General features: G+C 40.9%; 22 protein-coding genes. 4 read left to right on the top strand and 18 right to left on the bottom strand.

The genetic code is table 11. From position 1 onward, the window contains the following. Positions 1-73 precede the first annotated feature (73 nt). Together QZ995_RS07325 and QZ995_RS07320 are read right to left on the bottom strand one after the other, a co-directional pair. Entirely contained in the window at positions 74-790 is a 717-nt protein-coding gene (locus tag QZ995_RS07325; protein ID WP_301804975.1) for an MBL fold metallo-hydrolase, read from the bottom strand. 707 nt (positions 791-1497) lie between these two features. Further along, complete coding sequence (locus QZ995_RS07320) at positions 1498-1842, bottom strand: carboxymuconolactone decarboxylase family protein (protein ID WP_301804973.1); 345 nt, start codon at positions 1840-1842, stop codon at positions 1498-1500. A gap of 130 nt (positions 1843-1972) precedes the next feature. Between QZ995_RS07320 and uvsE the strand changes: the two genes are divergently transcribed. Continuing rightward, a complete protein-coding gene (gene uvsE, locus QZ995_RS07315) occupies positions 1973-2899 on the top strand; it encodes a UV DNA damage repair endonuclease UvsE (RefSeq protein ID WP_301804970.1) in 927 nt (308 codons plus the stop codon). A gap of 71 nt (positions 2900-2970) precedes the next feature. Here uvsE and QZ995_RS07310 read toward each other — a convergent pair whose 3' ends face one another. Further along, on the bottom strand, positions 2971-3180 hold the full coding sequence (locus QZ995_RS07310) for a hypothetical protein (protein WP_301804967.1): 210 nt from the start codon (positions 3178-3180) through the stop codon (positions 2971-2973). 648 nt (positions 3181-3828) lie between these two features. Between QZ995_RS07310 and hutH the strand changes: the two genes are divergently transcribed. Beyond that, a complete protein-coding gene (gene hutH / locus QZ995_RS07305) occupies positions 3829-5334 on the top strand; it encodes a histidine ammonia-lyase (RefSeq protein WP_301804964.1) in 1506 nt (501 codons plus the stop codon). Between the two features lie 84 nt (positions 5335-5418). Here the strand turns inward: hutH and QZ995_RS07300 are convergent, their stop codons facing one another. From QZ995_RS07300 to QZ995_RS07260, 9 genes are all read right to left on the bottom strand, one after another. Beyond that, positions 5419-5583, bottom strand: coding sequence for a hypothetical protein (locus QZ995_RS07300; RefSeq protein ID WP_301804962.1), 165 nt, complete (start codon positions 5581-5583; stop codon positions 5419-5421). Between the two features lie 81 nt (positions 5584-5664). Continuing rightward, entirely contained in the window at positions 5665-5865 is a 201-nt protein-coding gene (locus tag QZ995_RS07295; protein WP_301804959.1) for a hypothetical protein, read from the bottom strand. Continuing rightward, positions 5843-7060 carry a hypothetical protein gene (locus tag QZ995_RS07290; protein ID WP_301804956.1) on the bottom strand — a complete coding sequence of 406 codons (1218 nt, stop codon included), beginning with the start codon at positions 7058-7060 and terminating at the stop codon, positions 5843-5845. The genes QZ995_RS07295 and QZ995_RS07290 overlap by 23 nt, the downstream gene beginning before the upstream one ends. A gap of 218 nt (positions 7061-7278) precedes the next feature. Next, the gene (locus QZ995_RS07285) at positions 7279-7800 is read right to left on the bottom strand and encodes an acyl-CoA thioesterase (RefSeq protein WP_031414133.1); all 522 of its coding nucleotides are present in this window, start codon (positions 7798-7800) and stop codon (positions 7279-7281) included. Positions 7801-7816: 16 nt separating this feature from the next. Then, positions 7817-8572: a DUF3109 domain-containing protein gene (locus QZ995_RS07280; protein WP_301804952.1), complete on the bottom strand. Its 756-nt coding sequence runs from the start codon at positions 8570-8572 to the stop codon at positions 7817-7819. Further along, positions 8569-8889, bottom strand: coding sequence for a hypothetical protein (locus tag QZ995_RS07275; RefSeq protein ID WP_301804951.1), 321 nt, complete (start codon positions 8887-8889; stop codon positions 8569-8571). Before QZ995_RS07275 ends, QZ995_RS07280 begins: the two co-directional genes overlap by 4 nt. A gap of 109 nt (positions 8890-8998) precedes the next feature. Beyond that, positions 8999-9736 carry a class I SAM-dependent methyltransferase gene (locus tag QZ995_RS07270; protein ID WP_301804950.1) on the bottom strand — a complete coding sequence of 246 codons (738 nt, stop codon included), beginning with the start codon at positions 9734-9736 and terminating at the stop codon, positions 8999-9001. Between the two features lie 238 nt (positions 9737-9974). Then, complete coding sequence (locus QZ995_RS07265) at positions 9975-10661, bottom strand: deoxynucleoside kinase (RefSeq protein WP_301804949.1); 687 nt, start codon at positions 10659-10661, stop codon at positions 9975-9977. 10 nt (positions 10662-10671) lie between these two features. Beyond that, the gene (locus tag QZ995_RS07260) at positions 10672-11310 is read right to left on the bottom strand and encodes a deoxynucleoside kinase (protein ID WP_301804946.1); all 639 of its coding nucleotides are present in this window, start codon (positions 11308-11310) and stop codon (positions 10672-10674) included. A gap of 180 nt (positions 11311-11490) precedes the next feature. Between QZ995_RS07260 and cysK the strand changes: the two genes are divergently transcribed. After that, complete coding sequence (cysK, locus tag QZ995_RS07255; RefSeq protein ID WP_301804945.1) at positions 11491-12417, top strand: cysteine synthase A; 927 nt, start codon at positions 11491-11493, stop codon at positions 12415-12417. A gap of 84 nt (positions 12418-12501) precedes the next feature. Here cysK and splB read toward each other — a convergent pair whose 3' ends face one another. From splB to QZ995_RS07225, 6 genes are all read right to left on the bottom strand, one after another. Beyond that, positions 12502-13608: a spore photoproduct lyase gene (splB, locus tag QZ995_RS07250; protein WP_301804943.1), complete on the bottom strand. Its 1107-nt coding sequence runs from the start codon at positions 13606-13608 to the stop codon at positions 12502-12504. Between the two features lie 67 nt (positions 13609-13675). Beyond that, positions 13676-13888, bottom strand: coding sequence for an SPOR domain-containing protein (locus QZ995_RS07245; RefSeq protein WP_003338143.1), 213 nt, complete (start codon positions 13886-13888; stop codon positions 13676-13678). Between the two features lie 197 nt (positions 13889-14085). Beyond that, the gene (thiD, locus tag QZ995_RS07240) at positions 14086-14883 is read right to left on the bottom strand and encodes a bifunctional hydroxymethylpyrimidine kinase/phosphomethylpyrimidine kinase (protein WP_301804937.1); all 798 of its coding nucleotides are present in this window, start codon (positions 14881-14883) and stop codon (positions 14086-14088) included. A gap of 85 nt (positions 14884-14968) precedes the next feature. Beyond that, a complete protein-coding gene (locus tag QZ995_RS07235; RefSeq protein ID WP_301804936.1) occupies positions 14969-15721 on the bottom strand; it encodes a hypothetical protein in 753 nt (250 codons plus the stop codon). 159 nt (positions 15722-15880) lie between these two features. Beyond that, positions 15881-17596, bottom strand: a complete 1716-nt coding sequence (gene acsA, locus QZ995_RS07230) for an acetate--CoA ligase (RefSeq protein WP_301804934.1) — start codon at positions 17594-17596, stop codon at positions 15881-15883. 462 nt (positions 17597-18058) lie between these two features. Further along, a complete protein-coding gene (locus QZ995_RS07225; RefSeq protein ID WP_301804932.1) occupies positions 18059-18262 on the bottom strand; it encodes a YozQ family protein in 204 nt (67 codons plus the stop codon). Positions 18263-18408: 146 nt separating this feature from the next. Here QZ995_RS07225 and QZ995_RS07220 point away from each other — a divergent pair, with 146 nt between their 5' ends. After that, on the top strand, positions 18409-19899 hold the full coding sequence (locus tag QZ995_RS07220; protein ID WP_301804930.1) for a S8 family peptidase: 1491 nt from the start codon (positions 18409-18411) through the stop codon (positions 19897-19899). Positions 19900-19919 lie beyond the last annotated feature (20 nt).

The raw sequence follows: 19919 nt of genomic DNA, 5'->3' as shown, positions 1-19919 counted from the left end.
CATTCGTCATGTATTCATTTTTACAGCCTTAGAGCTAAGGGCTTCTTTTGTTACTAGTCCATCTCTCATGGATTTAAGCCAAGCGTTGCTCCGTGTATTGAGACAGTATCTCCACGATTTCCTGGAGGAATTGCGGAATATTACCTTGTAGAATCGGACCATGCCCTGTCGCCAATATTTCAATAGGCCATTGTAGTAATGATTTTGTTGCTTCTAAGAATCCTATAACCTGCTCTACGTCAGGACAACGTTGTAACCATGCCCCGAAATAAAAAATAAGCTCTTTTCGGCATTTCTCCTGATAACCGATCACCTGCTCAATGTCCATGCCAAAAAAATGAAGGTGATCACCAATAAAACAAATATTTGTTTCGGAATCAAAAAAAGCTACTGAGCCCTCAGTATAGGTCGGTAAGTTCACAAATGAAAACAGCCCAATCTGCCCTTTTTCTCCCGTAAAGGAATGACCGAATAACGTTTGAGAAAAATCATCTAGTTCAAAAAAATCATGCAGGTGAATCCAATTTTGGCTGGTGGAAAACAATTCCACATTTCCAATATGATCAGGCAAACGATGAGTACATAGCACATCTTCCACTTTATCAGAAGTAGCACCAATATCCTCAAGTGCTTGCTGAAAATACGAACGATGCTTTTTAAGATTTGTATCAATTAAATAAAACCGTCCATTTCGTTCCACTACATAATTATTGATGTAACTTTTCCATGAGTCTTCATAAGTGATAATCGTCCAAACACCGGGAGCAATTTGGCAGGTGACATTGGTCAAATTCCCATCTCTCCTCTCCGTGAACCGTTATGTAACATCTATCGTAAATACGATATCCTCCGTTATTTCCCTCTTGTATTCCTATTATACAACATTTTTCACGAAAAGATTGCGAAAAAGCATGATTACAATCGTTTTTCTTCCAAATTCCGGACATTTGTAAAAATGTTGTCAGAAATAAAAAAGCGTTATTTCAATATACATAAAAATAGTTTATCAAAAAAATATTGTAAATATTCAGAATATACTTTATACTGAGCATGTCTTACAAAAACGAATAACAAAGGAGGTACTTACTTATGAAAATTCAGGCTAAAAAAATGGAGAAAGTTGCTCCTACTCTTGCTAACACTTGCGTTTAATTTAGAATTAGGTCCTTTTTTTGAAAGCTACAAAATGAATAAACTCACAGCACAAAGGGGGTACCACTATGAAAATCCAAGCTAAAAAAATGGAAAAAGTCGCTCCTACTCTTGCTAACACTTGCGTTTAATGTAAGACTAGTTCTTTTTCTGTATTCGTCAAATACCAACAGAAAGGAGGTACTTCCCTATGAAAATCCAGGCTAAAAAAATGGAGAAAGTTGCTCCTACTCTTGCTAACACTTGCGTTTAATGCAGTCAAAAAATGCATTACATATTGCCCCAAGCTACTTGTAAAAAAGATGGTTAAGCCATTTTCTGGCTACCATCTTTTTTACCATATTTTTATTGAATTTGATTTTTTTCTTTCATAACCTCGGTAACCAAAATCACACCATGCGAAAAAGTTGTTCCGCCTCCATACGCTCCAGAGACGCCCACTGTTTCTGCAATCTCCTGCTGGCTAGCACCCTCAGCTAAGGCAGCCTCCATATGATAGACAATACAGTGTTCATTACCTGCATATAAAGAAATTCCAAGGGCCATTAAGTGCTTCTGTTTGCTATCAATCGCACCCGAAGCAAAACAAGCGCTCGTAAATTGATTGTAGGCTTGCAATACATTTGGCATCATTTGTCCAAATGTCTGAAGGCCATCGCGATATTGTTCGGCTAAAACATGTTCTGCCATGTTAACTCCTCCTCTATAATCCAGATCATGCTTATGTTTCCACCTTCTTCTTACATTCATGTATTCTTTTTTTCATGAGATCGGGTAATACTACACCTAATCAACCGTTTGGAGAAAGGAATGAGCATGATTGATCCGTCTGGGCTATGCCTGCATCAGTATGGCAACCAAGAATAATCCAAATAAAAAAACGACATTGGGACAACTCGCTAAGCTTTCTCCTCCTGATCAGTTAAAAAAACTACGAAAAATCATGCAAACCAATTTTTTTAATCTCTTAGATCTGTTGAAATACAATGTAGAGCATGGAATATTTTTATACCGATTGCCTTCTGAATTTGTGCCTTTTGCTACTCATTCTGTTGCAGAACAATGGGATTGGGCAAAGGAGTTCACGTGGGATTTTAATAAGGTAGGCGAATATATTCGTGAGCATGGCATACGAATGACCGCCCATCCAGGTCATTACAGCATTTTAAATACGCCGTCTAAAAAAGTTTTGGAGAGCACCATTAAAGATTTTGATTATCATGCCTCTGTCTTTGATTTAATGGGCCTGGATGAAAACTCGGTGTTAGTCACGCATGTAGGAGGCGTTTATGGTGATAAAGAAAGCTCGCTCAATCGATTTGAGGAAAATTTTTTACAGCTGCCAGAAAAAATAAAAAGGCGCCTCGTCGTAGAAAATGACGATACTTCTTTTACTATGCGCGAAGTTTTAAACTTATGTGAGCGTATTAAGATACCTATGGTACTCGATATCCATCATCATCGCTGCCTTCATAATGGGGAGGATTTAGCTGAATACTTACCCCGTATCATCAAAACGTGGGGAACTCGGATAGTTAAAATGCACTTTTCTACACCTAAATCTGACAAAGAGTACCGAAGTCACGCAGATGATATCTTGTATGAGGACTTTATGTCCTATCTCCCTCTATTAGAGGACTATAATATTGACATTATGCTTGAATGTAAAAATAAGGATGAAGCCCTTTTGAAACTGCGTAATGAAATGCTGGCCAATCATCAGGCTCAAGAATCCATTTATCTATAAACCTATATATAAAAATAAGCCCACAATCGCAGGGATAGTGGGACCTAACTAGTATGAAACGTTTATGCTTGTTAGCGGCTATTTTTTCCAACGACCACACTTACCGCTGCATGCGCCTCCACATGCGCCTCCACATTTACCTCCGCACTTACAACCGCCATCTTTGTAAGGCTTTGCATAGTGGGAAGAACTAGAAGCTGAAGATGAACAACTGGATGCAGAGTAGGAGTGAGAGGTAGAATGCGAGCTACATGAATCACTTGGATGATGGTCGTAAGCATAACATTTTTGGTAGTAATAATTCATTTTTTTCTTGTGATGCTTATACATTTGATAATATTTGTGGTAATGCCTTGGAGATCTTCTATATCGCATGCATTTATCCTCATAGCCCATCATTTTTTCATAATGGAAATGATACTTAAAGATATAGATCTCTATTTTGGGCTGTACCACGGGAGAAGTAGGCCTTTGTCTAGGAATCCTTGGCATTGGTTGCATGGGCCTTGCAGGCATTCTGGGATATTCCTTTTTTGGTGCTGGCCTTGATGGCATCATTCCCTTAGGCGGATATTTTTCCCTGGCAGGCATATATATGCTACTACTTTCCATTCGATTAACCCCATCCTTTCATGATTACAAGACATATAGCATGGTATGATAAATAACCAGTATATGCACCCCTGACCAATGCCCAATTTGGGTGAAGACCCGCGCCCGCAGCCTATTTATACAAACACTCTTATTGACACTGCGGCTATCCTTTTGACATAATAACGGTATTAAGAAAAGCGAGGAATAGCGAATGAGGGTAACATGCCAATGTAAATGTGACATGTCAACTATATATCAGGGTAACAAGGGGTTAGGAATTCGTTCCTAGCCCCTTTTATTTTCGCTCTCTGCTCTGCTAAAGGAGGAAATTTATAATGTCCATTCAACACGCACTAGCATTAGACGGTACTTCTCTTTCAATTGAACAGGTTGTTATGGTAGCTCGTAAGCATCATCCTATTTCTCTTTCTTCTGATGCAGTAGCCAAAGTACTCCACTCTCGTGAAATGGTGGAAGAAATAATCCGTGAAGAAAAAGTGGTGTATGGAATCACTACAGGGTTTGGTAAATTTTCAGACGTCATGATCTCTCAGGAGGATGTAAGCCATCTGCAGGAAAATTTAATTATGAGCCACGCTTGCGGAATGGGAGAGCCTTATCCTACCGAAGTGGTTCGTGCCATGATGGTCCTAAGAATCAATGCTTTATCTCAAGGTTTTTCAGGCATTCATTTAAAGACCCTTCAATTGTTAGTAGAGATGTGCAATCGCGGTGTTCATCCGATTATACCTCAGCAGGGCTCTTTAGGGGCTAGTGGTGATTTGGCCCCCTTAGCTCACATGGTATTGGTGATGCTGGGTAAGGGAGAAGCCGAATATCAAGGAAAGCGGATGTCAGGTAAAGATGCTTTGCAAAAAGCTAATCTGACTCCTGTTCGTTTAGGAGCAAAAGAGGGATTAGCATTAATTAATGGTACACAGGCAATGACCGCTCTCTTATGCCTTGCTCTTTATGATGCGCGTTCTCTGATGGAAAATGCTGAGGTTATTGCTTCGTTAACAGTGGAAGCGCTTCACGGAATTCCCAAAGCATACGATGCCCAATTGCATGCTGTACGGCCTCATCCAGGTCAACAAGAGTCCGCACGACGGATGCTGCAACATCTGGCAAATAGTGAACGCACAACCGAACAAGGAGAAATTCGAGTACAGGATGCCTACAGTCTGCGTTGTATCCCGCAAGTACATGGAGCTACTCGTGATACACTGGAGTATGTTTGGCAAACAGTAACACGTGAATGCAACAGTGTCACAGATAATCCAATCCTATTTTCTGAAACGGGAGATGTCATTTCAGGCGGTAATTTCCATGGTCAACCGATGGCGTTGGTAGCTGATTTTTTGGCAATTGCTATGTCTGAATTAGCTAATATCTCGGAACGCCGGACAGAGCGTCTCGTTAACCCTCAGCTCAGTAACCTACCGGCATTTCTAACACCTAATGGCGGCTTGCATTCTGGATTTATGATCGCCCAATATGTAGCTGCTTCGATCGTTTCTGAGAACAAGGTACTATGTCACCCGGCTTCTGTTGATTCTATTCCTTCCTCTGCCAATCAGGAGGATCATGTAAGCATGGGAACGACAGCAGCGCGTAAACTTCGTACCGTTTTAGCCAATGTGCGTAAAGTTTTAGCTATTGAATATATTTGTGCAGGCCAAGCAATTGAATTCTCGACTGGAAAACTGGGAGAAGGAACAGCAAAAGCATATCAGCGTCTGCGTCGTGTAATACCAAAGCTTGTGGAGGACAGAGAACTGCATGTAGATTTAGCTTTAGCAGAACAAATCCTACAAGAAAATATCTTATCTACCAACTAAATTGTAAAGCAACGCACTCAAAAAAGGCACAGATGTCATGAAAATCCTCTGTGCCTTCCTGCATTTTATCGTTATATCTGTATCTTATTTCATAAGAAAACGAATTCGTTCTGTATATTGATTCCAGTGAGCAAGGATTCGATTTGCATTTTCTGTGCGATTTTTAATGATTTGTTTCATGGATTCATTCGGAATTCTTTGAGGATAGCATTTCAGATCAAAAACATTCTGCTTAGAACCAGCCTTCATCCTTCCTCCTCCTTTTTATCAGTATATGGAGAAACAACAAAATGTAAACGTTACAAGAGCAAAATAAAAAAGCCCTATAGCTTAGGACTTTATATCTGCATGCTTTGATCCACTAAGTGCCGTGGCAATTTGTATATTATTTTTTTCTACAACACGGGTTGCCATAAGATTAAAGCTCTGAATGATATCTTTAGCAGTCTTTTGTCGTTTTTGATTGATTTCATTTTGGGTTAAGGATACGATTCTTCGTAGGTCTGTGTCATCTTGATAAGAGGTGGTCATCTGAGCTCTCCTCCTTCTTGGGAAATCCAGTGCTTTGCAGTAAAAGACATAGAACATGTATCAATCTGAACAGTAATTTATTATCAATTATATCATGAATTGTCAAGTCTACCGCTTTTTTGTTCCGGTCTCGATGAAAATGAAGATTATACACCCACAGCTCATTATTCCCCATTCTCATCAGATAAGAAGCAATGTAATAGTTTTTCCGAGGTTCATTGAAAAGAGGGTCAGTAGATTTGGTTTTAACAACCTGCACAGCCGCCCACGTGGCATGTTCCTTGGAGTCCATGCTGATCATCCCTAAGCTATGACCACTTGTTCCCTCATCAGCAATTTTTAAAAGGTATCCACCTTCTACCTTATAAATCGTAAAGTCTGCAATTAATTTTAAGTCAGAAACAGAAAACCGACCATTCCGATATCGGTATAAAATTGTGATTAGTCGGTCAAGTAAATCCGCCATGTATTCAGAGGATAAGTTTGCCTCGCTTAGTTCATCATATAGCTGATGAAGAGATTGATCTGCTTTCGTAATAATCGAGTTTATTACCTCTTTTTGACGTAATAATTCTGCCTCTAGCTCATTGTTTCGCTTTAAAAGATGGGATTCTTTTTCCTCATACCTTGCTTGATGAGCAAATGTAAAGCTATCAAATTCGTTTTTTAGTCTTTCAAACGTTTTGTTTAATTCTTCTTCTCCATGCAGAGAATGATTTACAACATATAACAAGCCTTTAAAGGAGAAATCCGAAAACAAAAAGCTTCCTGTAAAAAGATCATACTCTCTTCTTTTTAAAAACCGATACGCTCCTATATGAAAATGAATACTATCTAGCTGCGTCATTAACCAAAGATATCTGCTTAATGAAATAAATAATATTAGTCCTGATATTCCAAAGCCTAATACAGATGACACTCCCAAATAGGGAACTGCAAAAGGAATCCCAATCATACTAACACTTGGTATCACTGAGCTTAGCGATTTAACAATTCCTTCTGAGTCCAAATTTTTCACGGATTCAATCATTCTTCTAACATCTGGGACAAGCTTTAATACTAGTGGTATAACCCAGCCTTGGTTCTGAGTATCCTCATAGCTTTTACGAAACCTGTGCATAACGGGATCGAAATTTTTAGACAGTCTGATGAGTGAATTATGATAATTGGTACCTATTGTTTGTTTGATACCCATTTTTCTCAGCCTACAATGGCTGATTCACCTCCTATGGGTGGAATATTTGTTGCGTACTATCCCATAGGTGCTATTTCTTCACGTTAGCTATTTTACTTATTCTGCTTTTTTTCCCTTTTCCCTAGTATTTTTGGGTATTTATTTTATTTTTTAAGTCTCATACAAAAAAGCCCAATCCCTAGCAGTATTCGCTTCAGGGATAAGGCTTCTCTTTGTTGCTAGATATCCTTCGTAATATCTAATGAATCGTAAAACTGTTGAGTTGCATTCCGACGTTCCCTACGCATTTTTATGCGTTGTGGTGCCGTTTGGTAGAGATAAATTTCTTCTTCCGTCTCTGGAATGATTGGTGGTACAGGAGTTGGTTTACCATTTTCATCTAAAGCGACAAAAGTGACAAACGAAGTAGCGGTTAATTGACGTTCCCCAGTTTGCAAATTCTCGCTGATGATTTTAACAAAGACTTCGATGGATGTACGCCCCGTGGAAGTAACGAACGCGTCCACACATACCGAAAAGCCCAGCTTTGCGGGTACGATAAAGTCAACCGAATCAATCGAAGCTGTCACAACTGGCTTGCGTGAATGGCGCATTGCCGCAATAGCGCTCACTTCATCAACATAAGACATAATCGTCCCGCCAAAAATAGTACCATGATGATTGGTATCTGAAGGTAAGATAAGCGATGCTTTCACCGTGCGTGATTCTTTGACCGTCTTTCCTTTTAACTCCATGTCCATAGCAGTTTCTCCCTCTCTAGCTGTACTGATATATGGCTTCGATAACCGCCTGATACGCTTCCTCACCAAAAGAGCGTTCGATAAGCTCTCGGCCCCAGATATAAGCAGGCTGATATCCGTCTAATGAAAAAAGGTGTTCATCAATATGCGTTGCTTGTTTACGCTTTTCCTTGTTAGCACAATAGAATATGTCCAAATATTCATGTCCCCAGCGTGAAAAGGCTGCTGTCTCTTCCGTTAAAGCAGTTATGAGGATGTGTTCATTGTCCATCATCACTAAATCAATCGGGTATAGCTGACAACTGAACGGTTTTATGGAATACACATCCTTTTGCTCGCGCAGCCCATGAGCATGAAGCAAGCAACAGCGCTGTCCATCTACTTGTCCATAGAATAGACAGGAGCCTTTTTCCATACGCACAACCCCTGGTTCAGCCGATTCAAAGCAACCATGCTCCATAACCCTTTGTTGTGATCGACCGTTCAGATAGGCAGCAGCAACAGAGCGACTTTCTGCATCAATAATTGAAAGTTGCCAGTCCTGTACGGCATATGGTTGTCCATTCTCACAACACGTTTCACGATGAACAATATGACAATTGAAGCAATCTAGATGACACAGCCTTTGCAGGGCATCTACATCAATGTAGAAATGCCCTTTTTGCACAAGGCGGTTTTTCTTCCTCTTTACATATTTATGAAAATGGTACGATTCTTTCTGGGACATCCGCTCAGTCGTACCGTAATATCCGTAGGTTTCAGCATTTCTCATTTTGCCAGAACAAGCTCCGCCTCTGTACCGAAAATACGTACTAGTTGTTCTTCACTCACGCCAAGGTCTTGCTCGTCTGCTGGGATTTCCATTAAAAGCTCCACCTCATCGCCGTCTTCTAAGAAACGAAGGGCTAGATCTTTTTCCTCGAACTCATTATCGACTAGGCTCACCTCTAGCAAAGTCCCACGAAAAGTAGTTACTACCTCGTCTTCTTGCTCGTCGCCTTCCCAGTCTGTATATGTTATCTGAACTTGGTGATTTACATATGCTTTTTCTAGTATTTCCATTAGGGCAGCATGGTTATGAATATCCATAGTTACCTCCTTATTAATCTGAGAGAGTAGCACTTTACCTGTTAGCTTACCCGCTATAGCACTCTTTTGAAAAGCTTTTTTTATTTGTAAACGTTTCCTTTTTTCGACTTTACTTTTTTATCGCGTGAAAAATCATACGCGGTGAACTTACCTTGTCGTATGGTTTAAAGGCGTAGTCACCAAAGACCTGAATCTGAATAAATCCAGCGTCCTCTAGCATTCCCATCATCTGTTCTAATTCAAATAATCTTACCTGTTCCTGATAAATACGCGGCTCTCTCGCTTCCACGTCGCGGATTGTAATCTCTTTTTTTACAAAACCATCTTCAAGACGACGGCGTTCTGTAATCAATAAGCCATTTGCTTCTCGTTCAGATTGTGGAACCAGATGTTCTTTGACATAGCTAGGGTTCAGGTAATCAATCACAACTTCTCCACCCGAGCGTAAAGCTTTCGCCATATTTTTAATAACCTGAGCGCTCTCTTGATCATCAGAGAAATATCCAAAGCTCGTAAACAAATTAACAACAATATCAAATTCCGACTCAAACGGAATGTCTCTCATATCATATTGATAATACGTAACCTGCTTTTGGTCATTAAGCAGCTCCGCCTGCTCTAACAGCACAGAAGATAAATCAACTCCCACTACCTCATAACCACGTTTTGCAAGAGCTCGCGAGTGTCGACCGCTTCCACAGCATAAGTCTAGAACTCTTCCCTCACTCTTAATAGGTAAACGTTCCAATAAGTTATGTATTTCTTGATCCGCAGAAGCCTCGTCTCGATGCTGATATACCAACAGATAGTCTTCTCGGAAGCTTTTTTCAAACCAAGCGTCTCCCATGCTCTCTACTCCTTTAATTCTCATTTCGTCTGTTACATTTGTAACTACTTCGGTTATTATATCATACCCCGGTCCGTAGATTTTACATTTACCTGTTTGAAGAAAACTTTAGGTTTGCGTTCTTCTGTTGCAAGTAGCCTCTTGCCCCTAGATGATTAATTCTAAAGCAGGATCGCTGTATTTCAGTGTAGCAAAACGACGGCTTTGCTTATTCTGTTCAGCAAAGCCGTCGGAACAACTAGCGTCGGTAGTGACGCGCTGTATTAATTTTATCAGACAAACGTGCTAATACCACCTCTACAGAGTTGATATCATCCATCACATCGTATTCATTGATATTAACACGCAATACCGGACAAGATGTAAAATTAGTAATCCACTCGTCATACCTAGCATAGAGATCCTTCCAATAACTAAGCGGAGTTTGTTGTTCCATTGGTCGACCGCGTTCCTGAATGCGATCAATGATATCCTCAAAGCTACCCTCTAGAGAAATCAGCACATCTGGATGCGGAAAATAAGGTGTCATCACCATTGCTTCAAATAATTGTGTATAGGTCTGATAATCCTCATCTGTCATATTTCCCTGATCATGCAGCATCTTAGCAAATATGCCTGTATCTTCATAAATAGAACGGTCCTGCACGAATCCACCACCGTAGTCAAAGATACGTTTTTGTTCCTTAAAGCGTTCTGCGAGGAAAAAGATTTGTAAATGAAAGCCCCACCGCGATAAATCATCATAAAATCGATCCAAATAAGGATTATTGTCTACTTTTTCATAAGAAACACGGAATCCAAGCAAATCAGCTAGCGCTTTCGTAAACGTTGATTTGCCTACACCCACCATTCCAGCAATGGTAATAACCGCATCACTTGGAATTTGATACTTTTCACGTAATTCGTTTGTTTGAAAAACCGACATGATAAACTCCTTATCGCTGTTTAGTTAGATTGTTAGGTAAAAATTGTGCGACACGCTTTATAACATAGTCCAAATCTTCTGGTTGGTTTACATAATCTAGTTGATCACATTCGATAGTCAATACTGGGATTGCAGGATGCATCAATTGAAATTGGTGCATAAATTCCTCATAATCCGAGATCAAATTCTCCATATAAGACCGTTCAATCATTTGTTCCATCTCCCGACCGCGCAACGCAATCCGTTGCATCGCCGTTTCGACAGAAGCTTTTAAATAAATAACTAAATTCGCTTGAGGAATATCACTAGTCAGGATGCCATAAATTTGCTGGTACTTTGGTAAATTATCTTCACTCAATGTCCTTTTGGCAAATATTGTATTTTTAAAAATATTATAATCAGCCACAACAGAGTACCCACTATGTAGCCGCTTTGCTATATCTTGTAATTGTTTATAGCGATTGCAAAGAAAGAACATCTCAGTCTGGAAGCTCCATTCCGAAATATTTTCGTAGAACTTGTCCAAAAATGGATTCTCGTACACAATCTCTTCCAAAAGCTCCAAGCCCCATTGCCTGCTGATCGCCTTTGACAAAGAGGTTTTCCCTACCCCAATCGGGCCTTCGACTGTAATAAAAATGGATTTCATGCGTATCTGTACCCCTCCCAGTAAGACCAAAACGAATATCATTTTACCATGTGAAACGATCATTTGTCGAAAGGAAAAAACATATTGCGTAGGCAGCCAATCATTATACACACAATTCCGATATGTTATTATGTAATTAACAAGAAACAATGAAAATAAAGCCACAGGGAGGAATTGTACATGCGTGTTGCTCAAACCATGGCTGATTTAATCGGTCACACTCCGATTGTCCAGCTACAACGATTGATACGCCAAGACATGGCACAGGTCTTTGTAAAATTAGAAAAATACAACCCGAGCGGCAGTGTTAAAGACCGAGCAGCCTATCATATGCTTGTACAAGCAGAAAAGGCCGGCCTTCTTCTAGTCGGTTCTACTGTCATTGAACCAACCAGCGGTAATACAGGCATTGGTTTAGCAATGGCATGTGCCGCTAAAGGATACCCTTGCATCATTGTTATGCCAGATACAATGACCCGCGAACGCATTCAACTGTTACGCGCTTATGGAGCTGAGGTCATTCTCACCCCTGGAGACGAAAAAATGCCGGGTGCCATTCGAAAAGCTAAGGAATTAGCCGCTAGTATTTCAAACAGCTTTATCCCTATGCAGTTCGAGAATGCCTCAAATCCAGATATTCATCGGCATAGCACTGCTTTAGAGATAATCGAACAGATGGGAAGCTCGCTTGATGGATTTGTGGCGACGGCAGGTACTGGTGGAACCATTACTGGATGCGGTGAAGTATTACGTCAGCATTACCCGTATCTGCACATAGCTGTAGTAGAACCCTCTGGATCACCAGTATTAGCAGGTGGAAAGCCGGGTCCCCATCAAATTGTAGGCACAAGTCCAGGCTTTATCCCTCCTATTCTCAATCAACAAGTATACGATGAAATCATTCATATAACTGATGAGCAAGCTATTGAAACGACACGCAAGCTTGCTTCACAAGAGGCAATCCTAGTCGGACCTTCTTCCGGTGCAGCAGTTTATGCAGCCTTGCAGGTAGCTAAACAATTGGGCCCCGGAAAAAAAGTGCTTGCTATTTGTGCAGACAGTGGAGAACGCTATCTGTCTAGTAATTTATTTTCATTCCTTCCATAAATTTCTGGTTTCTAAACATGTCACTGTGCATACAAAAAGATCATGCGAGACGATATCCGCACGATCTTTTTTATTAAAGAAAGGTCACGTAAAATATTCAATCTTAGCATTAGGAAAGAGGCGAGCAATCTCTTTTTGCATATGTGTCTTTAATGCATTGGCTTGAATATCAGGATAGATATACTTACCTTTCCCATACTTCCCCCATTTATATTTTCGTTCTTCCTCATTCATGATTAATTTTGTTTTTGGGTATCTCTTTAAAATTAGCCCTTTAGCTATTTTTGTAAATCGGTGCTGTATCAATTCAAAAGTGATATCCTTTTTTGCTTCCTCATCTAGTCGTGAGCTGAGACGTTCCAACAAATCTGTATATCCTGCTTCCCAGCCATCAAACCAGTACAGTGGTGCAATAATAAAACCGAGCGGGTATCCTGCCATCGCAACCTTTCCCGCTGCCTCAATTCGCTGTTCAAAGGAAGAGGTCCCCGGTTCAAAATTTCGTATGACATAATCTGCATTCATGCTAAACCGAAAACGAGTATGTTTGTTATGCTTTGCATCCAGTAAGGAGTCAACCTGATGGAACTTAGTCACGAAGCGCAAGCGCCCCAATGGCTGCTTTCCCATAAATTCAATCGCTTTTTTTAGATTTCCTGTAAGATGCTCAATATTGATCGGATCCGACGTACAAGCCGCTTCAAATCGAGTTATCTCGGGTACTCGTTCCTGAATATATGCTTCGGCCTTTGCTAAAATTTCGTCTGTATTAACATAGACACGAACATATGGCTTCGTACCTATATTTGTGTTTAGATAGCAATAATGACAGTGTGCAGCACACCCTGTCGCCAGAGGAAGTGCATATTCAGCAGACGGCTTTGACTGTTCGAATTTAAGCGTTTTTTTGACTCCAACCACCAAAGTACGTTTGGCATTGCGGTATTGTTGCAGTTCCGTATCCCCCGGAATTCCACGCACTTGATTGTGGCTTGTTGTCATTTTAATAGGAATATCGGATTTCTGGTATTTCTCATACAATTGTTTCCCAAGTGGAAAGGAAAGCGCATCTGGTTCAAAATAAACCAAATCAGGCTCAAAGTATCGAGTTGGGCCTGTTGTACCATTCTCTCCTGTATTTCCAAAGACCTGCTTTGCAGTGGATGGTCTTTCCAGCACCTGAGTAGTCATGTGATCCCTCCTCTTACTACTAGCATTTCCGTGTTAAACACATCAGTAGCAAGGGGAATATTGGGTATTATAATTGCATCTCTTTTTTCATGGTATGAAGCACCTGCAATGCTCTGTCTTTTTCTCCAATGGGAACCTGAAGATTATAAATGAAGGTGGCTCCGCTCTTTTTGGACGTAATTCTACTTCGGATATGAGCCAGTTTTAATCTTTGCCGATAATCCTCAGCTGCTCTCGGCAAACCATACGACTGGTGTATACTTACCCATTTAACCCACATGAAGCATCATTCCTTCCTTAGTTTACGAAAACGCTTACATCTATAGATAATGCTGTTCCGGAAAAGGTAAAAAAACAGAATAGTTATTCTACTATCATATGCGTCCTGTCTAATAAAGCACCTCTCCCGTTAAAATTATCTACATGATTTTGTGAAATCGCGATCATAAAATGGGAGAGGTTTTCCATAAGAGCAACTTAGAGTGGAAGCTGAACCCAGTGGTTTGTTGGCCCATGACCAGAGCCAAGATTCGGTGCCGTTTGAATAGCCATTACGATAAACTGCTGTGCAGTATGGAAAGCAGTTACAGTATCAGCTCCTTTAGCTAATTCGGCTGTAAGGCATGCTGAGAATGTACAACCTGTTCCATGTGTATGTCGAGTGTTAATTCGTTCATGCTCAACTTCATGAAAATATTGACCATCAAATAATAGATCAGTCAGTCGGTGATCAAGCATGTGACCACCTTTCATTACTACGTGAGCCACACCATATTCGTGGAGATATTTTGCTGCTTCCTTCATATCAGCTACATTTTGAATTGCTCTCCCCACTAAAACCTCAGCTTCCGGTAAATTGGGAGTAATCACATGAGCTTGGGGGAGAAGCTGAGTCAAAAGCGCTTGAATCGCTTCATCCTGAAGTAACTTGGCACCGCCCTTAGCCACCATAACCGGATCAATTACCAATTTGGTTGCTTGATGGTTGCGAAGTTGTTCTCCTACCGCTTTTATAATTGGAGCATTAGCTAGCATGCCTGTCTTAACAGCATCAGCAGGCAAATCATCTAGTACTGCTCTGATTTGATCTGCAACAAACTCTGGGGTCATTACATGAACACCGTGAACACCCTGTGTATTTTGAGCGGTAATAGCAGTAAGAGCACTGGTGCCATAAACTCCTCTTTGATGGAAGGTTTTAAGATCGGCCTGTATTCCAGCTCCACCGCCACTATCGGAACCTGCAATTGTCATAGCTATAGATGGTTTCTTCACTCCGATCCCCCGCTCTTATGTATCAATCTTCTGTCTATTTCTATTTAGTATAACAGAAGAAAGCTATATTACCCAACTGTCAGGTTTAGCCGCCTACTGATTTTCGCCGCTGTTTTCTCTGAATTTGGTACATAATCCAAGCCGGATGCTTGCGAGCCATTTTATAAAGAGACAACTGGCGTACAAATAATAAAAATAATAACGCTGTGACAAATAGAAGCACTACCATGCCAATCTGTCTTGTAGTAGCGGAAGGTAGAACAAATAAGAAAGCTAATGGAAATAAAATAATAAGCGCTGCATTTGTAAGATGTTTTTCTCTCTTCCTTGCTTCCTCTGCTGTTACTTTCTTGTAAGAATATTCGCATTGCTGAGCTGATAGGATTAAACGCCACTTCCCAGCCGTAGCTATTTCCAGACCAGCTCCTATATAAATGACTCCAAGTAGAGCGTACATCCACCACTCTGTTACATGAAAAAAGATATGTATAAGCTTGCCGGAAATAAATAATAAATCAACTGATGTAAGAAATCCATAATATGCATGGAACAGGAGGCTTAAAACCTGCCTTCGATGCTCGTAAGGTTGAATAGAAATCCATATTCCCATAACAATCGTAATAAAATGCAAGGTAATCATAGCATAGGTAACTTCACTAGGATGAACAGGATCTAGTTGCAATGCAAACCAAATAACAAAGATATGAAGCAATAAAATAAGCGTGTACATCGATCTCGAATGAACAAATGGTATACCAATAACGGGATGACTCTCTGGTTTAGTCTGTTTGTTGTCTGTTTCAGGGGGCAGGCTCTGCTTGATGAGGTTTACTTTCACACGGATTTACCTACTCTCTTTGTATGATAAGTATTTATAATAAAAGTAGGCGAAGATAGCTCTGTTTTGCAAGTAAATTTTCTTCAACAGGAGGAATTTTCATTTATATCTGAAAATAGAAAAAGCAGCCGAATTTATTCGACCGCTTGGCTTTTGCCTTTAGTCTTCCATCGTAGATAAATCGCCGGTCGGCAGCCCCAGCTCCCACGCTTTAAGCACTCGACGCATGATTTTACCAGAACGGGTTTTTGGAAGCTTATCACGGAACTCAATCTCACGAGGTGCTGCATGTGCTGCTAATCCTTCTTTGACAAATCGCTTAATGTCATCCATCAGCTCATCACTGGGCTCATACCCGTCACGCAAAGCAATAAAGGCCTTGATTACTTCTCCACGCACAGGATCAGGTTTTCCAATAACCCCAGCTTCAGCGACAGCAGGATGTTCAACCAATTTACTCTCAACTTCGAATGGTCCAACGCGTTCACCAGAAGTATTGATTACATCGTCAATACGCCCCTGGAACCAGAAATAGCCTTCCTCATCCTTATAAGCAGAATCGCCTGAAATATACCATCCAGGTATGTGGAAATATTCTTCATACTTGGCGGGGTTTTTCCAGATAGCCCGCATCATAGAGGGCCAGCCTGCTTTAATAGCCAAATTTCCCATGCGATTGGGCGGCAGTTCATTTCCTTGATTATCCAAAATGGTCGCATAGACGCCCGGTACTGGTTTACCCATGGAACCTGGCTTAATCGGCATACTTGAATAATTGGAGATTAATTGCCCACCTGTTTCTGTCATCCACCAATTATCATGGATACGTTTTTCAAAAACCTTCATACCCCAATACACAACTTCAGGATTAAGCGGCTCGCCTACACTCAAGATATGACGCAAAGAAGAAAGATCGTATTTTTGAACTAATTCATCCCCCGCTCCCATCAGCATGCGAAAAGCGGTTGGCGCACTATACCAGACGGTAATTTTATTTTTTTCCAGCGTCTTATACCAGTCATCCGGTGTGAAGCGGCCACCGCGGACAACATTGGTTACACCATTGAGCCAAGGCGAAAAGATACCATAAGATGTCCCTGTCACCCAGCCTGGGTCGGCGGTACACCAGTATACATCATCATCTTTTAAATCCAATACCCATTTTCCTGTTTGGTAATGCTGAATCATTGCATTGTGCACATGCAATACGCCCTTTGGTTTTCCAGTGGAACCTGATGTATAGTGTAAAATCATTCCGTCTTCTCGATCTAGCCAAACCATGTCGAATTCATCGGAAGCTTGTTCCATTTGTTTCTCATAGCTTACTTGTCCGTCAGTTGCCTCTCCTTTCGCCCCCACTACAATAACATGCTTGAGGTGAGGTAGCTCCTTAATTGGAATGCGCGGTAGTAAGGCCGGAGTTGTCACAATCGCTACTGCTTCGCTATCGGCTAGTCGATCTCGAACAGCCGCCTCCATAAAGGCTTCAAATAACGGACCCACAATAGCACCATTCTTTAAGATCCCTAACAAGCTTACATAAAGCTCTGGAGTACGTGGCATGAAAATAAATACGCGATCTCCTTTAGTTACTCCCAAATCATGAAGTACGTTAGCAAAACGGTTGGAAAGCCTTCTTAATTCAGCATAGGTATAGCTTTCTTCTCGTGTAGAATCACTATAGACAAGCGCTACTTTATCTTTCTTTTCTGAATTCGCATGACGATCAATCGCCTCATAAGCCATGTTAACCTTGCCTGTCTCGTACCAACTGAATTGTTTCTCAGCATCTGCCCATTGGAAGGTTTCATAAGTTCGATCGTAATCTTTAAGGTTACTATTTTCTTGGGTTGCTGGAATGCTTTCAACTTTCATATCCTTCACTCTCCGATTTTCTAGGTTCATGTACTCAGAAGATTTTCCGACATACATATTTCTCCATTTATGAATTAATTCCTCTTAACCTTTTGATTATTCTAACATTTTAGATAAATCAGCGCTACCCATGATTAAAGCTCCAATTGTCATAACGGGAAGTTCAAGTTTGCTACCTTATTCTGTTGAGATGATCAGGTTACACAACCCATTTCTTTAGGTAAGGGAAGGAGCCAAAATGTCCTCCTACCATGAAGCTTGACTTTGGAAACGGAAAATACGGATCAAGATGAACACATTTTTTTGTTAATAATTAAACGGATCAAGCAGCTAATCTGAATACTAACAGTATCTACAGGTAGGTAGCAGTATTTTTACATTGGCGGAATTAGCTATATTTACGAATAGATATGACAGGCATCCCCTAAAAATCATGTCACGATTAGGAGATGCCTGTATTTTTTACTCTGTTCGGACGCTTGCCTCACTATCCTCTTCACGAATGTTTGTCCCGTCAACAGTCCCTAGCGCATAGGAATCACTTACCTGCTCATGCGTCACGGCTAACCCTTTACTTTGTATGTCATTACTTTGGTAATCATTGATATCATATGATTTCGTAACGTACTGATTACTTGCAGCCTGCTTATTGTTTTGCTTTTCCACCTTACATACCTCCTTTGATCATTTCCCGTTCTCTTCTATTTTGCTTTGTCCCTTTTATTTTTAACCATTTGCCCACTAAGATTTTCCGTCATAAAGAACCGGGAAACGTACAGGCTAAAGATAATCTAATGTGGGGAGGAGTTTAAGTGAAAACCATCTATACACTATTATTTGTCGGCCTTTTAGCAGGTGTTTTATTTACGGGAACTAACTGGCTCATTCCGGGAAAACAAATGCCGCAAGCAGTGAAATCCCCTACCTCACGAACTCTAGAAAACAAAAAAGAACCGCCGACTGTAACCCAAGATAAAGTGCGGGTTCCCAAAATTAACTATGTTGAGCAGGTCCGGGACATGCGCCGAGATATGGAGCGTCGACAGCATATCAAGACCATTCATCACAACAAAAAAGATAAGAGCCATTATGTAGAGCGAGAGGTAGTGGTTCACTTCACTCCCCGTCCTTCCAATCAAGATTTACAAAAAATGCTGAACAAGGTTGACGGCTATGTAAAACGGGACTTTAAAAAGGCAATGATTATTAAATCCCGCACGTTGTCTACTGAACAATTGATGAGGTATTTTGCTGAACATCCGGACTCTGTGTATGCGGAACCCAATTATTTACTGCTGCCAAATAAACAGCCTAATGATACCTACTACAAACGCTATCAATGGAATCTTAACCAGCTAGGTATGGAACAAAGCTGGGAAATAACGGAAGGCTCCAGTCAAGTCATTGTAGCCGTAGTAGATACAGGGGTTGACTTAACCCATCCTGAGTTCAAAGGGAAATTGGTAAATGGATACAATGTATTAAACGGTAGCAAACGCCCACAAGACGATAATGGTCATGGTACGCACGTAGCGGGAATTATCGCCGCCCGTACCAATAATCAGGATGGGATCGCCGGTATCTCTTGGAAAGGTAAGATTATGCCTATTAAAGCAATTGGAGCAGACGGTAGCGGTAGTGCTATCGACATTGCACAGGGAATCGAGTGGGCTGTTGACCATGGAGCTTCTATCATTAATTTAAGTGTGGGAAACTATGTGTCCTCCGCAGCCTTAAAGGCAGCATGTACGTATGCCGATCAAAATGATGTAGTACTTGTAGCTGCCACTGGAAACGATGCAAGCGAGCAACCAAGCTATCCTGCTGCTTTTCCAGAAGTAATTGGGGTTTCAGCCGTCGATCAGGATGAGAATCTGGCAGACTTCTCCAATTATGGAAAAACGGTTAGTGTCGTTGCGCCGGGAGTAGATATTCCTAGTACTTATATTTACAAAGACTATGCGGCACTCTCAGGGACGTCGATGGCTTGCCCGCATGTCGCAGCGGTGGCCAGTTTAATCCGTTCTGTTAATCCCACTCTTAGCAATAAACAGGTCAGACAAATTCTAGAAAAGACAGCAACAGACTTAGGAGCCCCCGGTCGGGATTCATTATATGGGTTCGGATATGTCAATGTAAAAAAAGCATTACAGGAAAGTCAAATGGGACAGGAAACAGCACCTCTAATCTCTCCCGCTGCTACGCCTTCCACTGGGAACCAGACTCCAATTTCTGGTTTTCAGCGTTTTTTAGAACAACTGCTGGGTCGCTATTTACAATCATTTCGTACCCACCAGCAATAAGGTATAGTCTCATATAAATG

Origin of the sequence: Brevibacillus laterosporus (assembly GCF_030489605.1) — a bacterium.
Taxonomy (GTDB): domain Bacteria; phylum Bacillota; class Bacilli; order Brevibacillales; family Brevibacillaceae; genus Brevibacillus_B; species Brevibacillus_B laterosporus_E.
This window is presented reverse-complemented; position numbering and strand designations above follow the sequence as displayed.

What these genes read in the sequence shown, in the direction of transcription:
- QZ995_RS07290 (WP_301804956.1), bottom strand. Translation starts at nt 7,060, where the DNA reads ATGGGTATCAAACAAACAATAGGTACCAATTATCATAATTCACTCATC.
- QZ995_RS07270 (WP_301804950.1), bottom strand. Translation starts at nt 9,736, where the DNA reads ATGGGAGACGCTTGGTTTGAAAAAAGCTTCCGAGAAGACTATCTGTTG.
- QZ995_RS07280 (WP_301804952.1), bottom strand. Translation starts at nt 8,572, where the DNA reads ATGAGAAATGCTGAAACCTACGGATATTACGGTACGACTGAGCGGATG.
- acsA (WP_301804934.1), bottom strand. Translation starts at nt 17,596, where the DNA reads ATGAAAGTTGAAAGCATTCCAGCAACCCAAGAAAATAGTAACCTTAAA.
- splB (WP_301804943.1), bottom strand. Translation starts at nt 13,608, where the DNA reads ATGACTACTCAGGTGCTGGAAAGACCATCCACTGCAAAGCAGGTCTTT.
- QZ995_RS07285 (WP_031414133.1), bottom strand. Translation starts at nt 7,800, where the DNA reads ATGGACATGGAGTTAAAAGGAAAGACGGTCAAAGAATCACGCACGGTG.
- QZ995_RS07260 (WP_301804946.1), bottom strand. Translation starts at nt 11,310, where the DNA reads ATGAAATCCATTTTTATTACAGTCGAAGGCCCGATTGGGGTAGGGAAA.
- QZ995_RS07320 (WP_301804973.1), bottom strand. Translation starts at nt 1,842, where the DNA reads ATGGCAGAACATGTTTTAGCCGAACAATATCGCGATGGCCTTCAGACA.
- hutH (WP_301804964.1), top strand. Translation starts at nt 3,829, where the DNA reads ATGTCCATTCAACACGCACTAGCATTAGACGGTACTTCTCTTTCAATT.
- QZ995_RS07245 (WP_003338143.1), bottom strand. Translation starts at nt 13,888, where the DNA reads ATGTGGGTTAAATGGGTAAGTATACACCAGTCGTATGGTTTGCCGAGA.
- QZ995_RS07265 (WP_301804949.1), bottom strand. Translation starts at nt 10,661, where the DNA reads ATGTCGGTTTTTCAAACAAACGAATTACGTGAAAAGTATCAAATTCCA.
- QZ995_RS07310 (WP_301804967.1), bottom strand. Translation starts at nt 3,180, where the DNA reads ATGCTTACGACCATCATCCAAGTGATTCATGTAGCTCGCATTCTACCT.
- cysK (WP_301804945.1), top strand. Translation starts at nt 11,491, where the DNA reads ATGCGTGTTGCTCAAACCATGGCTGATTTAATCGGTCACACTCCGATT.
- QZ995_RS07300 (WP_301804962.1), bottom strand. Translation starts at nt 5,583, where the DNA reads ATGAAGGCTGGTTCTAAGCAGAATGTTTTTGATCTGAAATGCTATCCT.
- QZ995_RS07295 (WP_301804959.1), bottom strand. Translation starts at nt 5,865, where the DNA reads ATGACCACCTCTTATCAAGATGACACAGACCTACGAAGAATCGTATCC.
- QZ995_RS07275 (WP_301804951.1), bottom strand. Translation starts at nt 8,889, where the DNA reads ATGGATATTCATAACCATGCTGCCCTAATGGAAATACTAGAAAAAGCA.